This is a genomic window from Streptosporangium sp. NPDC001681, assembly GCF_040298085.1.
In the GTDB taxonomy this organism is placed as follows: Bacteria; Actinomycetota; Actinomycetes; order Streptosporangiales; family Streptosporangiaceae; genus Streptosporangium.
On record NZ_JBEOZN010000101.1, the window covers coordinates 19440 to 38646 of the forward strand.

Below are 19207 nucleotides of genomic sequence, written 5' to 3' on the forward strand. Positions count from 1 at the left end.
CAGCCCGGGGCGGCCGGTGACAAGCCGCCGCCCCCTTCAGAGCCAGCCGTTGTGCCGGGCGGTGCGGGCGGCCTCGATGCGGTTACGGGTGCCGGTCTTGCCGATCGCGGCGGACAGGTAGTTGCGGACGGTGCTCTCCGACAGGTGCAGCCGCCGCGAGATGTCGGCGATCGTCGCGCCGTCCGCCCCCGCGGCCAGCACGTCCCGCTCACGATCGGTCAGCGGGCTGGCGCCGGTGCTCAGCGCGGCGGCGGCCAGCGCGGGGTCGATCACCTTCTCGCCCGCCAGGACCCGGCGGATCGCCGCGGCGAGATCCTCGACGGGACCGTCCTTGACGAGGAATCCGGCGGCGCCCGCCTCCATCGCCCGGCGCAGGTAGCCGGGCCTGCCGAAGGTGGTCAGGATCAGCACCCGGCAGCCGGGCAGGCGGTCCCGGAGGCCGGCCGCGGCCTCCAGGCCGCTGATCCCCGGCATCTCGACGTCCAGCAGGGCGATGTCGGGACGCGTGTCCAGCGCGGCGGCCACGACCTCGTCGCCCCCGGCGACCGTGGCGACGACCTCGATGTCGTCCTCCAGACCGAGAAGCAGGGCCAGCGCGCTGCGCATCATGCCCTGGTCCTCGGCCAGCAGCACCCTGATCATGAAAGCGTTCCTCCTCGGCGGAAAACCAGCGATCTTGCGGGCGGCGGGCAAGCGATCATGAAAGGTTCCTCCCCGGTGGAAGAGCGCCGATCATGGGAGCGTCACCCTCAGCACGAAGCCGTCGCCGCCGCCGGCCTCCAGCGTTCCGCCGAGCGCGACGACCCGCTCGGTCAGGCCGCGCAGGCCATTGCCCAGGGTGCCCGCGCCGGCCCCCCGGCCGTCGTCACGGATCTCCAGCACCCGGCCCTCCAGGGTGATCTCGCAGGTGCGGGCGGCGCTGTGGCGGACGACATTGGTCACGCCCTCCCGTACGGCCCAGCCCAGCAGGGCGTCGGCCTCCGGCGCGGGGCGGCCCTCGGAGACGGTGACCGTGGCGGCGATGCCCGCGTCGGCCAGTACCGTGCGCGCCGAGGCCAGCTCGGCGGCCAGCCCGCGCCCCCGGTAGCCGCTGACCGCGGCCCGCACCTCGGTGAGCGCCTCCCGGCCGACCGTCTCGATGTCGGCCGCCTGCCGAGCCGCCGCCTCCGCGTCGCGGGGAATCAGCCGCCGTACGGCCTCCGCCTTGACCACCATCATCGACAGGGTGTGCCCGAGCAGGTCGTGCAGGTCGCGGGAGAACCGCAGCCGCTCCTCGGCCACCGCGACCCGGGCCAGCTCCTCCCGGGTCTCCTGGAGCTCGGTGATCACGGAGAAGAGCTTCAGGACGACGCTGACCACCAGGCCGCCGGTGGTCGTTCCCCAGGCGGCCAGGGTGATGCTCGCCCAGCCGGCTCCCGCGCGCCACATCACCGCGGTCAGTGCGAGCGTCAGCACGGTGAGGAGGAGGTAGACGGACCTGCCGCGCAGCACGACCCCGCAGGCGATCGTCATCAGCGGTGCGAGGTAGAACCAGTTCTGCGCCGGCCCGGCCAGCAGCAGGAAGATCACCACCAGCAGCCCGGCCAGGGCCACGGCCGCCGCTCGTCGCCGGCCGCGGAAGGACAGCCGGATGCAGAGCACGTACAGGGTGGCGAAGGCGACGACGCCCAGCGCGGCCGGCGGCGCCGGCCGCACCTGCCCCGCCGCGAGGTCGCTGATCGGGGGATAGGCGATCAGCAGCCACGGATAGAAGGCGAGTTCCCCGGGCCCCTGCCTTCTCAACCTGCCCGACCATTTCCGTCTGGCCGCTCCCAGCCGTTTCGCCTTCTTCGGCCCTTGCGGCCTCTCCCGCTCCGTCACCTCCGGCTTCCCGCTCATCCGGCCACTCCTATCACGCGACTCGCGCGATTCACACCACGCGCCCGGCCCGGCGGTAGGCGTACACCGCCAGGACGCCGAAGGCGACCAGCCAGCCGGTCAGGATCAGCGCCACGCCGGCCCCGGGCGCCTGGCCGAAGGCGATCTTCCGCGCCAGGTCGGCGTAGGTGAAGCTCGGCGTCCACTCCGCGAGCGTCTTCAACCAGGAGGGGAAGCCCTCGGTGGGCAGCCACAGACCTCCGACGATCGCCAGCGCCATGTTGGCCGCGATGTTGAGCACGGCGGCGGTCTGGCCGCTGAACCGGTAGCCGATGGCCAGGCCGAGCAGGGTGAAGGGCAGGGAACCGGCCCAGAGCAGGAGCACGATCGAGACCCACTGCCAGATCTCCAGCCGTACCCCGTTGAGCAGCGCCGCCGACAGGCACACGCCGGCGATCGCGGGCAGTACCACGAGCATGCCGGTGCCCGCCTTACCGGCGATCACCCGTACCGGCGCCAGGGGAGTGACGCGCAGCTGCCGCAGCCAGCCCGCCGTCCTGTCCTCGGCGATGCCGGTGCCGTTGTTGAAAGCCGAGCCGATCGCGCCGAAGGCGGCCATGCTGACCATCACGTGCAGGGCGGCCCAGGTACGGTCGTCGCCCGCTATGCCGAGGTTGGTGAAGATCAGGTACATCACCACGGGCATCGTGAAACCCATGATCACGTATCCCGGGTCGCGGCGGCTTCTGGCGATCTCCAGGCGGATGTAGCCGAGCATCAGGCGTCCACTCCCGTCAGTGCGATGAAGGCGTTCTCGAGCGCGGCGGGGACCACCTCAAGGTCTCGTACGGCTCCGGCCTCGGCCAGCGCCAGGACCGTGGCGTCGGCGTCGCGGGTGCGCAGGCGGGCGCGGTTCCCGTGGATCTCCACGGAGGTGACCCCGGGAAGGCGTTCCAGCAGTGCGACGTCCCCGGCGGTGGCGGTGACGCTGACCGTGGTCAGCGGGACCAGGCGCTTGATCTCCCGGCTGGTGCCGTCGGCCACGATCCGGCCCCTGTCGATCACCACCACCCGGTCGGCGTACTCGTCGGCCTCCTCCAGGTAGTGGGTGGAGAACAGCACGGTCCTGCCGCGCGCGGCGAAGGCACGCATGCTCTCCCAGAACTCCCGCCTGGCCCGGACGTCCAGCGCCGCGGTCGGCTCGTCCAGCAGGATCAGCTCCGGGTCCCCGGCCAGCGCCAGCGCGAAGCGGAGGCGCTGCGCCTGGCCGCCGGAGAGCCGTTCCACCCTGCGGCCGGCCAGCTCCTCCAGCCCCGCGACGGCCATCACCTCCGATAGTGGGAGCGGCGCCCGGTATGTCCCGGAGACGAAGCCGAGCAGCTCGCCGACCGTGGTCCGGGAGACGAGGCCGCCCTCCTGGGGCATCGCCGCCAGCCGCCCACCCCGGATCGCGGCCTCAGGGGCGCCCCCGAACACGCGAACCGTCCCGGAGTCGGCGGCCAGCAGTCCGAGCAGCAGCCCGATGCTGGTCGACTTCCCGACTAGCAGAATAGGTACTACAAGGGCAAAGGGCAGCAAGTCGGGAGGTAATGATCGTGACACGTCTGCTAGAGCGCGGCGCCAGGGCAACGGTGGATTACTGCCGGATCAGCCTGGACAAGTCCGGTTCGGCTGAAGGTGTGGGATCTCAGCACGACGAGAACGAGGATGCTGCCGCTGAACTGGGCGTTGACATCGCGCGGACCTACACCGATAACGACCTTTCAGCGTTCTCCGGCGTCGAGCGGCCTGAGTACAAGCGCCTGCTGTCCGACATGAAGGCCGGGCTGATCGATCTCGTCATCATCTGGCACGCCAACCGGTTACACCGCACGAGCGAGGAGGTTAACGCCTTTATCAAGATCGCACGTGAGCGCGGTGTGCGCCTGTACTCCACTACCAAGGGTGCGTTCTACAACCTGGAGAAGGCATCGGGCCGCAAGGAGTTGCGCGACGACACCAGCGCTGCCGAGTACGAGAGTGAGCACCGAGGCGAACGGGTCACCATCGCGCGCAAGCGGCAGGCACGCCAGGGCGCCTATGGTGGCGGAGTGCGCCCCTACGGGTGGGGAGTAGACAACGGTCGCGTGCGGAGTGTCTGTGTCAACCCCAAGGCCCCGCCGATGGAACGCCGCTACGAAGACCGCACGGTGTTGGACATGACCCAGCACAACCAGGCCGAGGCAGCAGAGATCCGCAGGTGGGCGCGTGAACTACTGTCCGGCGTCACGATGGGTCAGCTCTTGCGTGATCTCGCTAGAAACGGCGTGCCGACAGCAGCACAGACCGATGGCCGCACTCTGCGCAAGAACGGCAAGACGGTTGAGCACAGGGGGTGGGGTTCCAACAGCGTTAGGGCAATCCTCACCCACCCCCGAACCTCTGGTCACATGGTCTACCAGGGCGAGATCATCAGGCGTAACGCCCTGCCCTACATCCTGCCCGAAGACACCCGCCAAGCCCTGATCGCGATGTTCGCCGACCCCAAGCGTAAGACCTCTCCCGGTAACGTCCCACGCTGGCCGGGGAGCCTCATCTACCAGTGCGGACTGTGCAACAACGGCACGACAGTCAGTGCATCCCGCAGGAACGGGCGCATGGTCTACCGGTGCAACGCGCTGGGCCACTGTAGCCAGAGCATCGACGACGTAGACCGGTACGTGCGTAAGGTCATCATCGCCCGGTTGGGCCGTGCCGACTTGGCCGACCTGCTTCCCAACCAGGGCAACCGCCTCAGCGCCGAAGAGATCGCCGACCTTCGCCAAGAGATGGCCGCCCTTGAGCAGCGCAAGCGCGACGCCGCCCGCCGATGGGCACTGTTGAAGATGGATGATGCCGAGTTGGACGAGGCCCGAGCTACCGCCGATGAGCGCATCGAGGAGATCCGGGTCCAGCTACGCGACTCGACCGCAGAAAGCCCGCTAGCCGAATTCCTGCTGACTGACGATGCCGCACAGACTTGGGACGGTCTCACCCTGGGACGGCAGCGGGAAATCTTGAAAATGCTGGTGACGGTCAAGCTCATGCCTACTGGGCGGGGCCGTAGTGAAAAGTCCATCCCGATCACCGACCGAGTGAAGATCACCCCCATTCGCCGGATCGCCCCTACCCTCTCGGCCTGACCCCCGCACGCCAAGGGCGCCCCCACCGGACCACTCCGGCAAGGGCGCCCTTCGGTTCTACCCCCCAGCGTTCAGCAGCAGCGCCAACCGCTCCCGCTCCCGCTCACCCAGCGGGGGCCAGCTACTCACCATCTCCGCTATATACGCGTCCAACCCCTCATCCTCTGCATCCCCCACCGGCTCACTCAGCCGCCTACCACCTCCATAACTCTCCGTATCCGTGACCACGTACCGTGATCACCGCTTGCTCTGCCACCCCGCCGCCGTACCCCACCCACCCGCCCAGGCGTTATCGGTGCTTCGCGCGTCTGCCTCAGCGCGCCCCTCTCGGACGAGCTGATCTATCGGGCGCATCTACCACCCACGTTTGCCGTCCCTTCGACCAGCGCGCCGACATCAACGCCCCTCCTCACCCTCCGCCACCGGCGCGCTGCTACGTCTCGTGGGCAGACCATCCGCCCAATGCCAGGTACGCCTCACGCTCCGGGCCGTGCGACCCACCCACGCCTCAGCCACTCCCGGCCGCTCTGACTCCACCGTGGCCCAATGCGCCACCTGCACCCACGTCGCGCTCAGCGTCCACGTGGCCCCGTCCGTTCCGTCATCCAGGCGCGTCCCGACCTGATACACCGTCACCTTGTCCGGGCCGATCGACTCCGGCGGCCTACCGCCAGCCGGGACATCGCTGTACGCCCCGGTCAGCTTCGCCCGGTCCGAACCGCTCTCTTGAACCCAGCTGAAGACCACCGCCGCCCCCACCAGCAGCGCGATGACCACGAACACCGTCATCAGCGGAAGGTCCGGCTCAGATGACCACGGAGGTACACCCGTGTCCTGCCGTCCTTGCCCGAGAGATAGACCTCCTTGCCACCGTTGTGCAGTGACTCCTTAATGGCCAGATCCACAGCGTTCGCATCAAACGTCTCGATCACGTGCGATTCGCCGCCCAAAGCCCCGACGACGTAGCGATCTGCGGACTGGTCGGCGAAACGAGGCTTAAGAGCGTCGTACCGCTCCGCGCTCTCCGCACGCCACTTGTCGTCTTGCCTGCTCTGATGCCACAGGTAGGCGGGTATGAAGATGGCCAATGCAGCAAAGGCCAGCAGAACATGTGTACCGGTGACACCGGCACCCGCAGCGTGGTGCATAAGAATGTCCTTTCCCTCAGTGGTTGTCTTTGCTGCTGCTGTCACTAGATCCATGAGCCCTCAGCGCTGACTGCCACGACCAGGGATACACGGTCTTGCCCGCCAACTGCCCGTCCTCCCACGTCCACGCCGTACTGATCCGCGCCCCCTGGTCCTCATACACCGCCATAGCCGCCACCCCCGGCGTCTTCGAGGCTTGTCGCCCCCATTCCTCTAACTGTGGCCACGAGACCAACCACTCTTGAACGGCGCTTTCCTCCTCGAATTCCTTCGTGATCGTGCTGGCCGTGATCGTGCTGATCACATAGGGGCGCACCGGCCACGGCACTCCCGACGGCGACGCCCGCTCATGCCTCGCCCCCTGCACCGTCGGACGCCGCCGATCAATCCGCCGGTTCCGAATCCGCCGCGTCATCCACCACCCTGCCAGCATGGCCACAAACACCACGCCCAGCGGGATCAGCAGCACCTCAACCGCGAAAACCTCACCCATCGTGATCAGCCCCCATTTCCTTTCGATTCGATGTCCGCCCGCTTATTCGTAGTGCGTGCGCCGACGCTCCCGCCACACCCGACGTGCCTGCTGCTCTTCCACTAGCTCACGCGCGTCCGAGTCCGACAACCCTTGCTTCTTCCGCCACTCCCTATCACCCCACCACTCCAGCGCCCTACGAACCGAACTGACGAGCATGACCAGCCCGCAGACAATGAACAGCCCCCAGTGAAACCAGGTGAATTTCGCTATGAACTCATCGAAATCGAAGACCACTCGCTACCTTCCTCCCTCTCGATTGACGTGCGTTCATACCTACCGGTTTAGTACGTTCTTTTCACCCCCCAATCAGGACATCGGCATTTCCTGATACAGCCGTTTCGGAATCGTGCGGCGGATCATTCGCCCGCGCCCGTAACCGCTCCAGCTCCGCACGCCAGCGCTGCCGACTGGCCACCTCCCGCAACAGCCCCAGCGCCAGCGACCCCACATCCGCCTCAGCCCACGCCACCCGCCGCCACACATACCGGTGAGCATCCGGCGTCTCATCCAGCCCCAACGCCGCCATCACCCACGAGCGCCGATCCCGCCTGTGATCACCCATCGACTTGCCCGACCACCGCCGCGACACCAGCACCCGCCGCCCGCCATACCCCAGCTGTTCGGCCCGGTGCGCCTTGCCCCGACACCACCCCGGCACCAGCCCCGACACAGCCCCCCTCGGCTGCACGCCGTACCGCAACCAGTTCGAGCAGCTAGGAGAGCACGGCTCATACCGCAGGGCAGTCACCAGCCGCGCCACATGAGCCCGCCGCGCCGCATCCCCGTCCTCACCGCCGGCCACCGTCTCACCGAGACTCTTCGTCAGATACTTCGTCAGGTACCGGACCCGCTGGTCAGCATCCGCCGTCCCAGCCAGCAACCCCTGTACGTCGTGCTGAACACCGAAACGCGCCACATGCAACGGCGCCGCGTCCTCATCGACGCCGAGGCGATCCAGCGCCTCATCCCACGTCGGCAACACCTCACCCGACGCCGGATCGACATAGCCCCCCGCACCCTCCGACCACACCGGCAGACGATCACCCTCATACACCGCCTCATCAGCCGCAGGCCACCACACTTGGTGATACGTCGCCGCGATGACCTGCCGCAGCTCCGCCCGAGGCAGCGTTCCCCGGATCGCCATGTGCAGGTGCGGGGCACCGCGTTTCTGTCCCTCCACCGAGGCGAAGTACTGCACGCTGAACCCGGCCACCCGGCGAAGGTTCTGCACGAACCGATCCACCAGCTTGGAAAAATGCAGCGCATCCCGCGCCGCCCGCCGGTAGTCGTACGTGCCCGGATCGACCGGCACCCCGCCCCGCACCCGCCCATACGACGGCAGCGTAAGTGTGATGAACATCGACGGGCGATACACCCGCCCATCCGGCGCCGCATACGTCCGCCCCACCGTCGTATCCCGCATCGTGCGCCGAGGCAGATCCGGCGCATCCTGCCGCCGCCTGGTCGAGCGCACCCGATGCCCCCGCCCCTGTCCGGCCAGCGCTTCCGCGTCGTACTGCGCCGCCCGCACCTCCGCCGCGCCGATCTCCGCCTCCACGGCCACGATCGCCGCTTCCAGCCCCGCCGTGTCGGCACCCATGCACGCGGCTACCTCCCGCTGTGCCTCCAGGTCCGCCCGCATCTCGACCAGCCACCGCTGACCCTCGCCCGCCTCACCCGGCTCAGCCACCGTGACCGGCCCGCCCGCCCCGGCCGTCGACGGCTCAGCCTCCAGGTGCCAGCCCTCCCGGCACTGCGCCCGCCGCACCTGACGATTCCGCTTCGCACACGGCGGACACTTGGCCTCCAGCCTCGCCCCGCACGGCACGTGCACCATGTCAGCCTGACCAGTGGCGATGTCCACCCGCCGATGCACCAGCGGACGGATACACACCCCGTTCACAGCGGCGATCTGCTCAGCAGCATCCAGAGCCAGGAGCCGCGCATCCCGCAGGACACCCAGCCCCCGCCCCGCCTCAACCTCAACGGTCAAGCGCCCCACCCGTCGTAGTCGTCATACAGGTCAAGCCCGAAGCCCACGCCCTCATCGAGCGCATCGATGCCACCGGCCAGGTACCGCGTACCGCAGGCCCGGCACTCGATCAGCGCGAGCGTCACGTCCTGCCAGAGCTGATCGCTCTCCTCACACGTCGCGCACGCCAGATCATGAAGAACGACGTAGAGAGTCACACAGCCTCCCCGACCACGGAGTACGTGAGCACCATCCGCTTGATCTCCTCATCCGAGACATACGCCGCCCGCACCCGCACCGGGTCAGGGCCGTTCTCCAAGCGCACGTAGGCCACGCCCGCGCCGACGCTGGGGTCTGACGGGTCACGGGCGATCTGGTCGGCCAGCGCCCCCCGATCACGGGCACCGTCACCGAGCACCATGTCCACCTGACCCGGCTCATCCAGGCGCAGCGCGATCCGGTCGGGGAACAGGTTGCGAATGGTCAGCACGTCCTTTCTCGGGTCCTGAAGTGCCGCCATAACCCCGATACCGACCGCGCGGCCCTGCGTGGTCAGCGTCGCCAGCGCCGCCGTGATCCGCAGCTTCAGACCCTTGTCACTCTGGTAGGCCGTCAGGAACGCGATCTCATCGACGATCACCAGGACGAACGGGTCACGGGTCGTCGGCTCGTGAGACCTCCGCACGCCCGCGTACCGGTCCGCCCGCTCCTGCATGACCTCAACGGCCCGCTCCAGCAGCTCCGCGCAGTCCTCCGCCGTCGCCGCGTACCGGTCAAACAGCGCCCGCCCGTAAGACAGCTCCATCCGTTTGGGGTCCAAGGCCCACAGCTCCACCCAGCCCTCACAGGCAGCGGGCAACAACCCCCGGACCACCGACCACAGCCACGACCCCTTACCGGAACCAGTGGCGCCCGCGATCAGCACGTGTGTCCCATGCACCTTGAGCCGGTACGGGCGCCCCCGCTCATCCATCCCGACATCCACCGTCGCCACCTGCGGATACCGAGGGATCGGACGGGCAGGCACCACCCGCGCCAACGCATCCCGGCGCGGGACCGTCAACGTCACCCACCCCGGACGAGGCGAGGAGATCCGGCAGCCCACCGCCCCGAACCCATGCGCCAAGTTCGCTTGCGCGCTCGCGAACTCCTCATCGGACTGCCCATCCAGCATCCGGACCGTCACCCGATCACACCACCGGTCCGAGGTCACCCCCACCAGGTCAGGCAGGTAGGTACGGCCCCGCACCACCCGGCCCAGCCCCGCCACGGACACCACCGCGCGCCAGCGACGCCGATACACCCCCACCAGGCGCAGCCAGCCCACCGCAGGCCACACCAGAACCCGCATCCCCAGCGCAGGCCACAGCCCGGCCCACGTGCTGACCGCGCAGATCAGCGCCCCGACGATGACCACCGTCAGGTACCAGCCCGCCACCGCCACCGACGCCGACACCCCGCCCACCAGCGAACAGACCAGCGGGTGACGCCACACCATCCGCACCAGGCCCACACCCAGCCGCCACACCCACACGGCGATGGTGACGATCGCAGGCGTCTTGACCACCGTCGGCGCCCACACGATCGACGTATCCGGCGTCGTCGAGACGACACTCTGAACTTCCGCCCCCGGTAATTTGCGCAGCACGAACTAAGCCACCCTCTCCGATGACTGGATGAACTCGTGAAATGGGCCATCGCCCCACAACGGCCATGCCGATACAGGGCCGCCGGAATGCTTATTCCGGCGACCCGCACCGATTACTCATTAATTGGAGCGCCGCGCCTCACGCCATCAGCACGCCTATACGCGCACCCGACCGCAGCCAGCCCCACTATGCGCCGCTATGCGGCGTCTTTACCGCCCTTACCCGCGCCGCTACCAGGCCCAGGCAGGGTCACCCCACGCAACCCACGCGCCCGGTAGGAGTACGCGATACGAGCACGGTCACCATCACCGTTGATCCACGGCGTGACCGTCAACTCCTCGAATTCGACCGGCACGAACGGCAGCCCGGCCAGCGACGGCGGAGCCGGGGGAATCACCGGCTCAACAGGCGAAATCACCTTGATCGCGATGGACTTGGCCGCCGCCTTAAGAGTGGGGTCACCGTCCATCACCGGGACCGCCCAGATCAGGTCACCCGTCGCCTTGTCACGCTGCGGAACGGGCCTCTCACGAGTACTCGCCTCGAAATCGAGCACCGGACTTACCTCACCCACGACATAACAGCCGTGGGGGAACACCGCTTGATGGGATACAGGGATCGGACCCTGTAGTGCCAACGCATAACCCCTCTCGTCACCCCGATGAACTTGTACCCGGATAACGAATAAGCACCCCATAAGGTTCCCAAATCACCTATTTGCAGAGCATATCCTTAACGCCCCATTGGGGGCATCCATTACCCGATCTCACTTGATGCTTGACACGGCCTAGGACGGTCTTTCTCCGCTTAGTGGCCCTCCACCCGGGGCGGCGCGACGCCCGGAGGGGTCCCGCGAGACGGCCGCAACGGCAGGCGGTTCTCCTCAATGACGGCCATCTGCGGCCGGGCTGTCCCATGACTTACAAGTCGTTCTCCAGTGCCGGTCTCTAGCGTCATCGTCGACCCTCGTGCCCGAAGCGGTCGAAGAGGGGACGGAGACCGGTACGGCGCAGGGGCGAGCCCAAGCGCGTGAGCGACAAGGAGAAGAGAGATCATGATGGAGCCTGAGGCAGGCCAAGCGATCGCCGTCACACGGATCACCAAGTGCTTGGAGGACGGATCGACCAGCCTCGACCTGTCCGGTCTCGAGCTGAGCACGGTGCCCGAGTCACTCGCCCAGCTCACCTACCTCAAACGGCTCGACCTGCACGGCAACCAGTTGACCGCTCTGCCGGAGTGGCTGGGGAACCTCACCGCCCTCACCGAACTCGACCTGGAGGACAACCCGCTGACCGCTCTGCCCGAGTCGCTGGGGAACCTCAGCGCCCTCACCTGGCTCTACCTGGAGGACAACCAACTGACCGCTCTGCCCGAGTGGCTGGGGAACCTCACCGCCCTCACCGAACTCCATCTGGGCGGCAACCCACTGACTGCTCTGCCCGAGTCGCTGGGGAACCTCACTGCCCTCACCTGGCTCTACCTGCACGGCAACCAGTTGACCGCTCTGCCCGAGTCGCTGGGGAACCTCAGCGCCCTCACCTGCCTCTACCTGGGCGACAACCCACTGACCGCTATGCCCGAGTCGCTGGGGAACCTCACCGCCCTCACCGAACTCAACCTGGGCGACAACCAGTTGACCGCTATGCCCGAGTCGCTGGGGAACCTCATCGCCCTGGAATCGCTCCATCTGGGCGGCAACCAGTTGACTGCTCTGCCCGAGTCGCTGGGGAACCTCATCGCCCTCGAATCGCTCTACCTGGGCGGCAACCAGTTGACTGCTCTGCCCGAGTCGCTGGGGAACCTCATCGCCCTCACCACCCTCGTCCTGGGCCGTAATCGGCTGACCGCTCTGCCCGAGTCGCTGGGGAACCTCATCGCCCTCGAATTGCTCTACCTGGAGGACAACCAGTTGACCGCTCTGCCCGAGTCAGTGGGGAACCTCACCGCCCTGGAATCGCTCCATCTGGGCGGCAACCAGTTGACTGCTCTGCCCGAGTCGCTGGGGAACCTCATCGCCCTCGAACGGCTCTACCTGGGCGGCAACCAGTTGACCGCTCTGCCGGATTCCTTGGGGAACCTCACCGATGCCGCCCGGTTCGGCCCCAATGGTCGCTAACCGATTGCGCTCCCGTACTTCCTGCGCGCCTTAGCCAGGACATCGCCGCGTGATAGCGCTGCTCCACGACACTCAACTCCACCAATGCCATCCCGGCCCCCGAAGCGCAGACAACGCCACGAGCAGGCACAGAAGACGATCAAGGTGTCAAGCATCAAGCGAGGCCAGAGTGTCAACCATCAAGCGAGACAGGACAACGCGAAGCCAGGCCAAGTTGCCGAATTAATCTTATTAAGGTCAAGCAGGCGGCAGCGCTCCGCGCCGCCGCCCGGCGGGGCGTGCCCGTCCCCGCCGCGCGGACATCGAGGCCGGGCATGCGGCCTGGAGGCCGGTCCCGCCCCGCGCCCGCCCAGCGGGGACAGGCAGACCCCGCCGCCCGCCGCACCAATCCACCCGCCGCAGCCAACCGCACCCGCCGACCGTCAACGCGCCGCCGCCGAGGCCCCAGATGACGAAATGACGTACGCCCGCGCAGTACGTCTTATCGGTGACGTACCGATCGCGAGAGGCCGTGACGCCCAACACCCGCCCGCCAAGGCCGCTCCGACCACCGGCCCAACCGCTACGCGGACCCTTCGGGTTCCTTTGGATTGCGCCGGCCGCTCCGCTCCGTGATCTTGAAAAGGCCCCGCGGGCATCATGTAATTGATCTTGCTCGTCTGCTGACACAAAAACAGGAGGGGCGACCGCTGTTCGATCGCCCCTCCCCGTACTCCATCCGGCACCCCGTCCCTGGGGCAGTGCCATTTGCGATGGGAGATACGGGCGAATCACGTCTTCCCCCGTACCTCACACCACCTATGGGGCTCACAACTCCGGCGGGCAACGGGGAGGTCTCCACGAGCGCCCTCAAAACTCAGGAGACCTCCCCGGCCAGGTGCGACGGCCAATCAGCGTGGGGATGGCGCACCGCCGCACCAGCTCAAAGGGTCAGCAGGCCAGCCGGAACCAGACCGCGCGACCTATCTCCGGGTCATGATCAGAGCCCCAGCCGCTGGACAGGCGATGGACCCAGTCCAGGCCCCGCCCGCTGAGACTGTCCTCACCCGCTGGCCGCATCGCGGGAACATTGACCGACGATCCCTCATCGATCACCTCGATGTGGATCACGTCCCTACCCAGCCCCACAGCGACCGTGACCAGCCCCTCAGGGTCAATGCCCGAATCACTGTGCAGGATGCTGTTCGTCACGACCTCGCTGACCAACAGCCTCACCGTCTCCAGGACCTCGCCCGAGAAGCAATGCGGACTCAGCAGATCCACCACCCATCTACGAGCCTGCCCCGCCGACTGCACGTCACCGCTGAAATTGCGAGTACCGACGATGCATAGCCCGTCCCAGCGCTGGAGCATCGCCTCTACCGCGCTGTAGACGTCTTCCCGGCTCACCGCGCCGCCTCGTGGATACGCTGCGCCGCCTTCTCGTCAAGAGCGTCGATCCACTGACTCCGCCCCCACGAGAAGAGCCATCTCCCGCCGCGCATGAGGGCGAACACCCGCAGGTCCCCCACCGTGCGCGGCATCACCACACGCGGTTCGCCGGTCCGGGGGAGTTCCACCGTCGTCTCCGCGCCAAGCAAGCGGAGATCCCAGGCCAGCCGGACAAGATGGATGTACCGGTCCTCCTGCGGATCTTTCACGACTGGTTGCCGTACGACAGCGGATGCTTTGTCCCGCTTCCCTGTCGTCGCTTCACTAGAGCGCCCGGCTCTAGGATGATCCATGGATCGCACCTCCAGCGTGCGGTCAAGGACCCGTCCAGTGCGCAATCACTGAGGCGGGTCCGCTCTTTTATGAGCCTGGATGAGAACGAGGGCTACGCCATGCCTCTAGTGCAGACAGGAGGAGCATCGCGACTCTTGAGCGCAAGCCGTAGCCCCTGCTGTACGGAGTGGAGAAGCACTCATAAGGAGATCATCGCTGCGGGCATTGGCCCTAGTTAATGCCGTAGCACTGGCAGCACTGGGATTATTCTTCTCGCGAATATCTGTGCGGTAGCACTTCCGCGCCTAACCTAACGTTATGAGACAGGACCAAGGCCGTCCCTCGCTTCAGTTCTGGTCCACACCCGCCGTAGCAGCCGCTCTCGCGGAGTGCGACATTCCCGCCGTCCTCGCTGAGGTGCAGCGGGTCAACGGATGGACGCAGGGCCAACTAGCCGAGGCGGTCGGCTACTCCCAGAGCTGGGTTTCTAAAGTGCTGCGGAATCGTCAGCCGCTCACGGTGGACCAGGTCCGGGAAATATCAGTCCGAATCGGACTTCCACTTCATTTGCTCCGATTCGGCGCCCGAGGGGATGACGATCCAACGAAACGCAGAGACTTCGGCAAGGCAGTAGCTTTCACGGCTCTCGCAGCCCTACCCCTGCCTAAACGTGCGGAGGTAGACGAAACCACCGCACCCGCTTTGACCAGCATCACCGGCGCTCAACGACGCCTAGAGGCAACGACGCCCGCTAATGAGCTAGCCCGAGGAGCCGTAGCCCATGTGAATCTGGCGAACCGTGTCCTCGGACGCGCTGCCCAGTCCGACTTCGCCAGTGACATCCGTGCAGTGATGAGCGAAGCCGCTGGTTTCGCCGCATGGCTTCATGCCGACATGCACGACATCGGCACCTCGCGCACCTACTACCGTTTGGCGATCGACAGCGCCCGCCAGGCCGAACACTCCCTGTTGGCGGCTTACATGATCGGCAGTCTGGCCGCCTTCGAGATCGACGCCGATGATCCCATGTTGGCGCTAGACCTACTCGCCCAAGCGCGTAGGGAACTAGGTGAACAGCCACCGGCAACCGCGCGAGCATGGCTGTACAGCATTGAGGCACTCGGCCACGCGACCGCCCATGACGCCCCCGCCGCTGTAGCCGCGTTACGAGAGGCTGAATCCGCAGTGATTGCCAGCGAACGGGCAGCAGCACCGCCGTGGCCTTGGGTCTTCCCGTTCGATGATGCGAAACTCGCGGGCTATCGCGCACTGGTCATGGTGCGACTCGGCCGCGCAGGCGAAGCCGTGGCCGCGTTCGCTGAGTCGTTGTCATCGGTCCAACCAGCCATCAAGCAACGTGGAGTGCTCATGACTGAGATCGCCACTGCCAAGGCCATGTCCGGGGACTATGACGAGGCTTTTCACCTGGTATCAAACGCCCTGACGGTAGGGATCACCTACGGCTCAGAGCGGATCATCCAACGTGCTAGACGGTTCCGCCGAACCTATGGCGGTCCAATGACAGGTAGCGCCCGCGCGTTCGACGAGCGTCTTCGCGCGACTCTCCTATAGAAAGAAGGCCATGATCCGTATCGCCGTCTCCGGACACCGGGGCCTTTCCCCCGCGATCACTACCCTGATCGACGACGCTATTCGCTCACTGCTTGCCGAACATGCCCCTACGATCACGGGCCTGTCATGTCTCGCGGACGGAGCTGATCAGATTTTCGCCCGAGCCGTCATCGACCTAGGCGGAGTGCTGGAGGTCGTGACCCCCGCCAGACAGTACCGGGAAGGACTACCCGTCGAGGCGCACCAGGAGTACGACGCGTTACTCGCCAGAGCCAAGCAGGTTCACGCCATGGATTTCATCGAGTCCACATCTGAGTCACACATGGTGGCCAGCCGTTTCATGCTTGATCACGCTGACGAGCTACTCGCCGTCTGGGACGGCAAGCCTGCCAGGGCATACGGCGGAACGGCAGATGTCGTAGCTGAAGCCAGAGAGCGAGGGCTGAAGATTCATGTCATCTGGCCTGAAGGGGCTCAGCGCTGACGGCTACGTCTGTTCGGTCTACACGGCCCGCTCCGCGCGCCGATTCGCGTGGCGCGTGCGGGTGGGCGCCCCCGCCGCCCCATTGTCCGGGGCTCCCGGAACCCGTCAAGCACGGCTGTGACCGTAGGACAACCAGCGCACCTGGAAGGTCACCGGGGACAGGTACACGCAAAGCCGCCCTTGACAGAACCCGGTCGCAGTCCCGGTGTCGGCAGCTATGGGGGTTGGGGGGAGATGTGGGACCCCACATGGTGCCGACCGTTCCGAAGAGTTGGACCTAGACAGCGAGCCGACGCATCCGGCAGGGGAGCGCCCTAGGCAACTGGCATGGAAAGGTCCCCGTAAGGCCCCTTGACCTGCGGAAGCCTACAACGATCCGACTACAAAGAGAGCCCTAACTTGATAGTCGGCTTGCCCGCGCCGTTGGGGCCGAGCAGGGCGACGGTCTGCCCGGCGGGGATGTCGAGGCTGAGGTCGTCCACGGCGCGTACCGCCCCGAAACGTTTGGTCACGTTCTTGAGTGACACCGCGTCATTCGTCATGCGAAAGACGCTACGGAGGGCGCGGGATCCCAGGTAGATCCATCGATCCAGGGCTGCCCGGGACAAATGTCACCCCTCGGTGCCCGCGGAATTCCCGGCCCGTCACCGGAACCGCAGCGTGGAGGCCCCCGGTGTGCACGGCGGGCCTCCACGAGCCCTGTCGTGGGGGCATCGGGCGGAGCGTGCCGGCCGCTCTCAGCCTCGCCCACCCGTTCCTGTTCCCACCCCGCCCCGTCAGGCTTTCGTCTCAGACCGCCAGCGCGGCGAGCGCCGCCGCGGTCTCCTCCGGCTTGGAGAACATCGGCCAGTGGCCGGTGGGCACCGAGGCGAAGCTCCACTCGGGCCCGGCGAGCGCCGCGAAGAACGGGTGACCGGCGGCGATCATGGCGTGCACCTGCTCCAGCGGGAACGAGCACGTGATGAGCGTCTTGGGCAGCGCGTCCGCGCCGCCCTTGAGCGCCAGGGGCTGGGTCATCATCCCGTACGGCTGCGGGGTCGCGCGGGAGACGAACCACTCCCGCTCGGTCTCGCCCAGCCCCTCCAGGCTGGCCCCGGCCCGCTCCTGCTCCTCCCAGGACGGGAGCGGGTAGCCCACCCCGTCGCCCTGCTCGGCGACCCGCTTCTCGATGAACGCCCGCCACTCGGGCTCGGTGGCGTCCAACTGGGTCATGCCGTCGGCCAGCGGACCGCTGTCGAGGTAGACGATCCGGGCGACGCGCTCGGGAATCCGGTCGGCCGCGCCGGTGACCGGCGCGCCGGCCCCACTGTGGGCGACGAGGATCACCTCGTTCAGGTCCGCGAAGACGACCGTGTTGACGATGTCCTGGATGTGGGTCTCCAGGTCGACCCCGGGGCCTGCCAGGTGCGCTCTGTCGCCGAGCCCGGTGAGCGTGACCGGGTGGACCTCGTGCCCGGCCTCGCGCAGCGGCCGGGTGACCTTCTCCCAGGCCCACGCGCCCAGCCAGAAACCGGGAACCAGTAGGTAAGTACTCATATCTCTGCTCTCCTTCGTTCGCCTGGTTTGACCCTAGAATCGAATCCGGACAGTATCGGTCCTGATTTTTGAGGAGAATTCGAATGACCGCCGCGAGGGTCCTCGCGCTGCTGGAGTTGCTGCAGGCCGCCCCCGGCCTGACCGGCCCCGAACTCGCCGCCAGGCTGGAGGTGGACGAGCGCACGGTGCGCCGCTACGCGGTGCGGCTGTCGGAGCTCGGCGTGCCGGTCTCGGCCGAGCGGGGCCGCCACGGCGGCTACCGGCTGCTGCCCGGCTACAAGCTGCCGCCGCTGATGCTCACCGACGACGAGGCCACCGCGGTGGTGCTGGGGCTGCTGGCCGGACGGCGGACCGGGCTGGCGGTGGGGGAGACGGCCACCGAGAGCGCCCTGGCCAAGATCCAGCGGGTGCTCCCAGGGCCGCTGCGCGAGCGCGTCGACGCGATCTCGGAGACGCTGGGCCACACCGGCGTCGCGACGCGGGCACCCGCCCCGAAGGCGGGCCCGCTACTCGCCCTCGCCGACGCCGCCCGTCGCCGGGTCACCGTCCGGCTGGCCTACCGCTCCTGGCGTGGCGATGCCTCGACGCGCGATCTGGACCCGTACGGCATCGTCTTCCACTCCGGCCGCTGGTACGTCACGGGCCTCGACCACGACAGCGGGGAGATCAGGACCTTCAGGGTGGACCGGGTGACGGGCGCCGCGCGCACCGAGCGGAGGTTCTCGGCCCCGGACGGCTTCGACCCGGTCGCGCACGTGGTCGGATCGCTGTCGGCGGTGCCCTACCGCTACGAGGTCAGGGTGCTGCTGGAGGCCACGCTGGCGGAGGCCGCCGCCCGGATCCCCGCCTCCACGGCGACCCTGGCCGAGACCTCCGCCGGGGTGCTGCTGGCCACCAGGGCCGACCGGCTGGCCGGGATGGCCCAGATGCTCGCCGGCCTCGGCTGGCCGTTCACCGTCATCACCCCCGCCGAACTACGCGACGAGATCAGAGCCCTCGCCGCCCGCCTCCTCGCCTCCGCAGCCGTCACCCCGCCCTGACCTCGGCGCTTCGCGGCATCCCGCCGAGGAGACCGGCTGGCCGCACCGACCGCGATCCGGTCACCGGGATAGTTGCTTTTGGAATTCTCCGTCTGCGGGCGGAGGAGGATGTCAGGAATGACGAAAGGCGATCATGTTGATCAGAGCGGCGCAGGTGGTCGAGGCGGACCTCCTGAGCGAGCTGGCGGTTCGATCCAAGGCGCACTGGGGCTACGACGAGGCATTCATCAGGTACCTCCAGCGTGGATACCCCCGCCTTCGGGCGGGGGAGGAAACGCGGCACGGTGCCGCGCTTCTGGGTGGGTGGTGTAGCCGTAGCCGTCGGCTCGTTGGAGCAGGTGGACGTGGCGGTGGCCGATTCCCTGCACGGTGCCGTGCCGGGTGGTGATGTTGAAACTGCCGGTGCTGCGGACCGCGACCCGTCCGGCGT

General features: G+C 67.4%; 20 protein-coding genes and 1 pseudogene. 5 read left to right on the plus strand and 16 right to left on the minus strand.

Translation table 11 applies throughout. The features are described from left to right. Positions 1-36: 36 nt before the first annotated feature. The 4 genes from ABT130_RS34365 to ABT130_RS34380 form a co-directional block, all read right to left on the minus strand. The gene (locus ABT130_RS34365; RefSeq protein WP_350929080.1) at positions 37-642 is read right to left on the minus strand and encodes a response regulator; all 606 of its coding nucleotides are present in this window, start codon (positions 640-642) and stop codon (positions 37-39) included. A 90-nt stretch (positions 643-732) separates the two neighbouring features. Further along, positions 733-1878, minus strand: a complete 1146-nt coding sequence (locus tag ABT130_RS34370) for a sensor histidine kinase (protein WP_350962621.1) — start codon at positions 1876-1878, stop codon at positions 733-735. A 31-nt stretch (positions 1879-1909) separates the two neighbouring features. Further along, entirely contained in the window at positions 1910-2635 is a 726-nt protein-coding gene (locus tag ABT130_RS34375) for an ABC transporter permease (protein WP_350962624.1), read from the minus strand. Then, the gene (locus ABT130_RS34380; RefSeq protein ID WP_350962626.1) at positions 2635-3435 is read right to left on the minus strand and encodes an ABC transporter ATP-binding protein; all 801 of its coding nucleotides are present in this window, start codon (positions 3433-3435) and stop codon (positions 2635-2637) included. Before ABT130_RS34380 ends, ABT130_RS34375 begins: the two co-directional genes overlap by 1 nt. 17 nt (positions 3436-3452) lie before the next feature. Here ABT130_RS34380 and ABT130_RS34385 point away from each other — a divergent pair, with 17 nt between their 5' ends. Beyond that, the gene (locus ABT130_RS34385; protein WP_350962629.1) at positions 3453-5018 is read left to right on the plus strand and encodes a recombinase family protein; all 1566 of its coding nucleotides are present in this window, start codon (positions 3453-3455) and stop codon (positions 5016-5018) included. Between the two features lie 396 nt (positions 5019-5414). Here ABT130_RS34385 and ABT130_RS34390 read toward each other — a convergent pair whose 3' ends face one another. The 7 genes from ABT130_RS34390 to ABT130_RS34420 all read right to left on the minus strand — a co-directional run bounded on the left by ABT130_RS34390 (position 5415) and on the right by ABT130_RS34420 (position 10881). After that, on the minus strand, positions 5415-5807 hold the full coding sequence (locus tag ABT130_RS34390) for a hypothetical protein (RefSeq protein WP_350962632.1): 393 nt from the start codon (positions 5805-5807) through the stop codon (positions 5415-5417). Continuing rightward, positions 5807-6166: a hypothetical protein gene (locus ABT130_RS34395; protein WP_350962634.1), complete on the minus strand. Its 360-nt coding sequence runs from the start codon at positions 6164-6166 to the stop codon at positions 5807-5809. Before ABT130_RS34395 ends, ABT130_RS34390 begins: the two co-directional genes overlap by 1 nt. A 16-nt stretch (positions 6167-6182) precedes the next feature. Continuing rightward, the gene (locus tag ABT130_RS34400; RefSeq protein ID WP_350962637.1) at positions 6183-6659 is read right to left on the minus strand and encodes a hypothetical protein; all 477 of its coding nucleotides are present in this window, start codon (positions 6657-6659) and stop codon (positions 6183-6185) included. A gap of 337 nt (positions 6660-6996) precedes the next feature. Beyond that, positions 6997-8697, minus strand: a complete 1701-nt coding sequence (locus ABT130_RS34405; RefSeq protein WP_350962639.1) for a replication initiator — start codon at positions 8695-8697, stop codon at positions 6997-6999. Then, the gene (locus ABT130_RS34410) at positions 8694-8894 is read right to left on the minus strand and encodes a hypothetical protein (protein WP_350962641.1); all 201 of its coding nucleotides are present in this window, start codon (positions 8892-8894) and stop codon (positions 8694-8696) included. The genes ABT130_RS34405 and ABT130_RS34410 overlap by 4 nt, the downstream gene beginning before the upstream one ends. Beyond that, complete coding sequence (locus ABT130_RS34415; RefSeq protein ID WP_350962644.1) at positions 8891-10324, minus strand: FtsK/SpoIIIE domain-containing protein; 1434 nt, start codon at positions 10322-10324, stop codon at positions 8891-8893. The genes ABT130_RS34410 and ABT130_RS34415 overlap by 4 nt, the downstream gene beginning before the upstream one ends. A 197-nt stretch (positions 10325-10521) precedes the next feature. Further along, a complete protein-coding gene (locus tag ABT130_RS34420; protein WP_350962647.1) occupies positions 10522-10881 on the minus strand; it encodes a plasmid replication, integration and excision activator in 360 nt (119 codons plus the stop codon). Positions 10882-11379: 498 nt separating this feature from the next. On the opposite strand from ABT130_RS34420, the gene ABT130_RS34425 reads away from it, so the two are divergent. Beyond that, positions 11380-12441, plus strand: coding sequence for a leucine-rich repeat domain-containing protein (locus tag ABT130_RS34425; RefSeq protein ID WP_350962650.1), 1062 nt, complete (start codon positions 11380-11382; stop codon positions 12439-12441). 930 nt (positions 12442-13371) lie between these two features. On the opposite strand, the gene ABT130_RS34430 is transcribed toward ABT130_RS34425, so the two are convergent. After that, a complete protein-coding gene (locus tag ABT130_RS34430) occupies positions 13372-13830 on the minus strand; it encodes an ATP-binding protein (protein WP_350962653.1) in 459 nt (152 codons plus the stop codon). Then, positions 13827-14081: a hypothetical protein gene (locus tag ABT130_RS34435; protein WP_350962654.1), complete on the minus strand. Its 255-nt coding sequence runs from the start codon at positions 14079-14081 to the stop codon at positions 13827-13829. The genes ABT130_RS34430 and ABT130_RS34435 overlap by 4 nt, the downstream gene beginning before the upstream one ends. Before the next feature lie 382 nt (positions 14082-14463). Between ABT130_RS34435 and ABT130_RS47840 the strand changes: the two genes are divergently transcribed. Together ABT130_RS47840 and ABT130_RS34450 are read left to right on the plus strand one after the other, a co-directional pair. After that, entirely contained in the window at positions 14464-15717 is a 1254-nt protein-coding gene (locus ABT130_RS47840; protein ID WP_502992235.1) for a helix-turn-helix domain-containing protein, read from the plus strand. Positions 15718-15727: 10 nt separating this feature from the next. Beyond that, on the plus strand, positions 15728-16201 hold the full coding sequence (locus tag ABT130_RS34450; protein ID WP_350962656.1) for a hypothetical protein: 474 nt from the start codon (positions 15728-15730) through the stop codon (positions 16199-16201). A 380-nt stretch (positions 16202-16581) separates the two neighbouring features. Here ABT130_RS34450 and ABT130_RS34455 read toward each other — a convergent pair whose 3' ends face one another. Both ABT130_RS34455 and ABT130_RS34460 read right to left on the minus strand, forming a co-directional pair. Further along, positions 16582-16743 carry an ATP-binding cassette domain-containing protein gene (locus ABT130_RS34455; RefSeq protein WP_350962659.1) on the minus strand — a complete coding sequence of 54 codons (162 nt, stop codon included), beginning with the start codon at positions 16741-16743 and terminating at the stop codon, positions 16582-16584. A 247-nt stretch (positions 16744-16990) separates the two neighbouring features. Beyond that, positions 16991-17737 carry an alpha/beta fold hydrolase gene (locus ABT130_RS34460; RefSeq protein WP_350962662.1) on the minus strand — a complete coding sequence of 249 codons (747 nt, stop codon included), beginning with the start codon at positions 17735-17737 and terminating at the stop codon, positions 16991-16993. Between the two features lie 83 nt (positions 17738-17820). Between ABT130_RS34460 and ABT130_RS34465 the strand changes: the two genes are divergently transcribed. Beyond that, positions 17821-18777 (plus strand): helix-turn-helix transcriptional regulator, encoded by a 957-nt coding sequence (locus ABT130_RS34465; RefSeq protein ID WP_350962665.1) that lies wholly within the window; start codon positions 17821-17823, stop codon positions 18775-18777. 227 nt (positions 18778-19004) lie between these two features. Here the strand turns inward: ABT130_RS34465 and ABT130_RS34470 are convergent. Beyond that, positions 19005-19207: pseudogene (locus ABT130_RS34470) on the minus strand (hypothetical protein); the annotation flags it as partial.

Coding starts and splice junctions, on each gene's coding strand:
- ABT130_RS34460 (WP_350962662.1), bottom strand. CDS start 17,737: ATGAGTACTTACCTACTGGTTCCCGGTTTCTGGCTGGGCGCGTGGGCC.
- ABT130_RS34400 (WP_350962637.1), bottom strand. CDS start 6,659: ATGGGTGAGGTTTTCGCGGTTGAGGTGCTGCTGATCCCGCTGGGCGTG.
- ABT130_RS34370 (WP_350962621.1), bottom strand. CDS start 1,878: ATGAGCGGGAAGCCGGAGGTGACGGAGCGGGAGAGGCCGCAAGGGCCG.
- ABT130_RS34455 (WP_350962659.1), bottom strand. CDS start 16,743: ATGACGAATGACGCGGTGTCACTCAAGAACGTGACCAAACGTTTCGGG.
- ABT130_RS34365 (WP_350929080.1), bottom strand. CDS start 642: ATGATCAGGGTGCTGCTGGCCGAGGACCAGGGCATGATGCGCAGCGCG.
- ABT130_RS34465 (WP_350962665.1), top strand. CDS start 17,821: ATGACCGCCGCGAGGGTCCTCGCGCTGCTGGAGTTGCTGCAGGCCGCC.
- ABT130_RS34395 (WP_350962634.1), bottom strand. CDS start 6,166: ATGCACCACGCTGCGGGTGCCGGTGTCACCGGTACACATGTTCTGCTG.
- ABT130_RS34375 (WP_350962624.1), bottom strand. CDS start 2,635: ATGCTCGGCTACATCCGCCTGGAGATCGCCAGAAGCCGCCGCGACCCG.
- ABT130_RS34425 (WP_350962650.1), top strand. CDS start 11,380: ATGATGGAGCCTGAGGCAGGCCAAGCGATCGCCGTCACACGGATCACC.
- ABT130_RS47840 (WP_502992235.1), top strand. CDS start 14,464: ATGAGACAGGACCAAGGCCGTCCCTCGCTTCAGTTCTGGTCCACACCC.
- ABT130_RS34450 (WP_350962656.1), top strand. CDS start 15,728: ATGATCCGTATCGCCGTCTCCGGACACCGGGGCCTTTCCCCCGCGATC.
- ABT130_RS34390 (WP_350962632.1), bottom strand. CDS start 5,807: ATGACGGTGTTCGTGGTCATCGCGCTGCTGGTGGGGGCGGCGGTGGTC.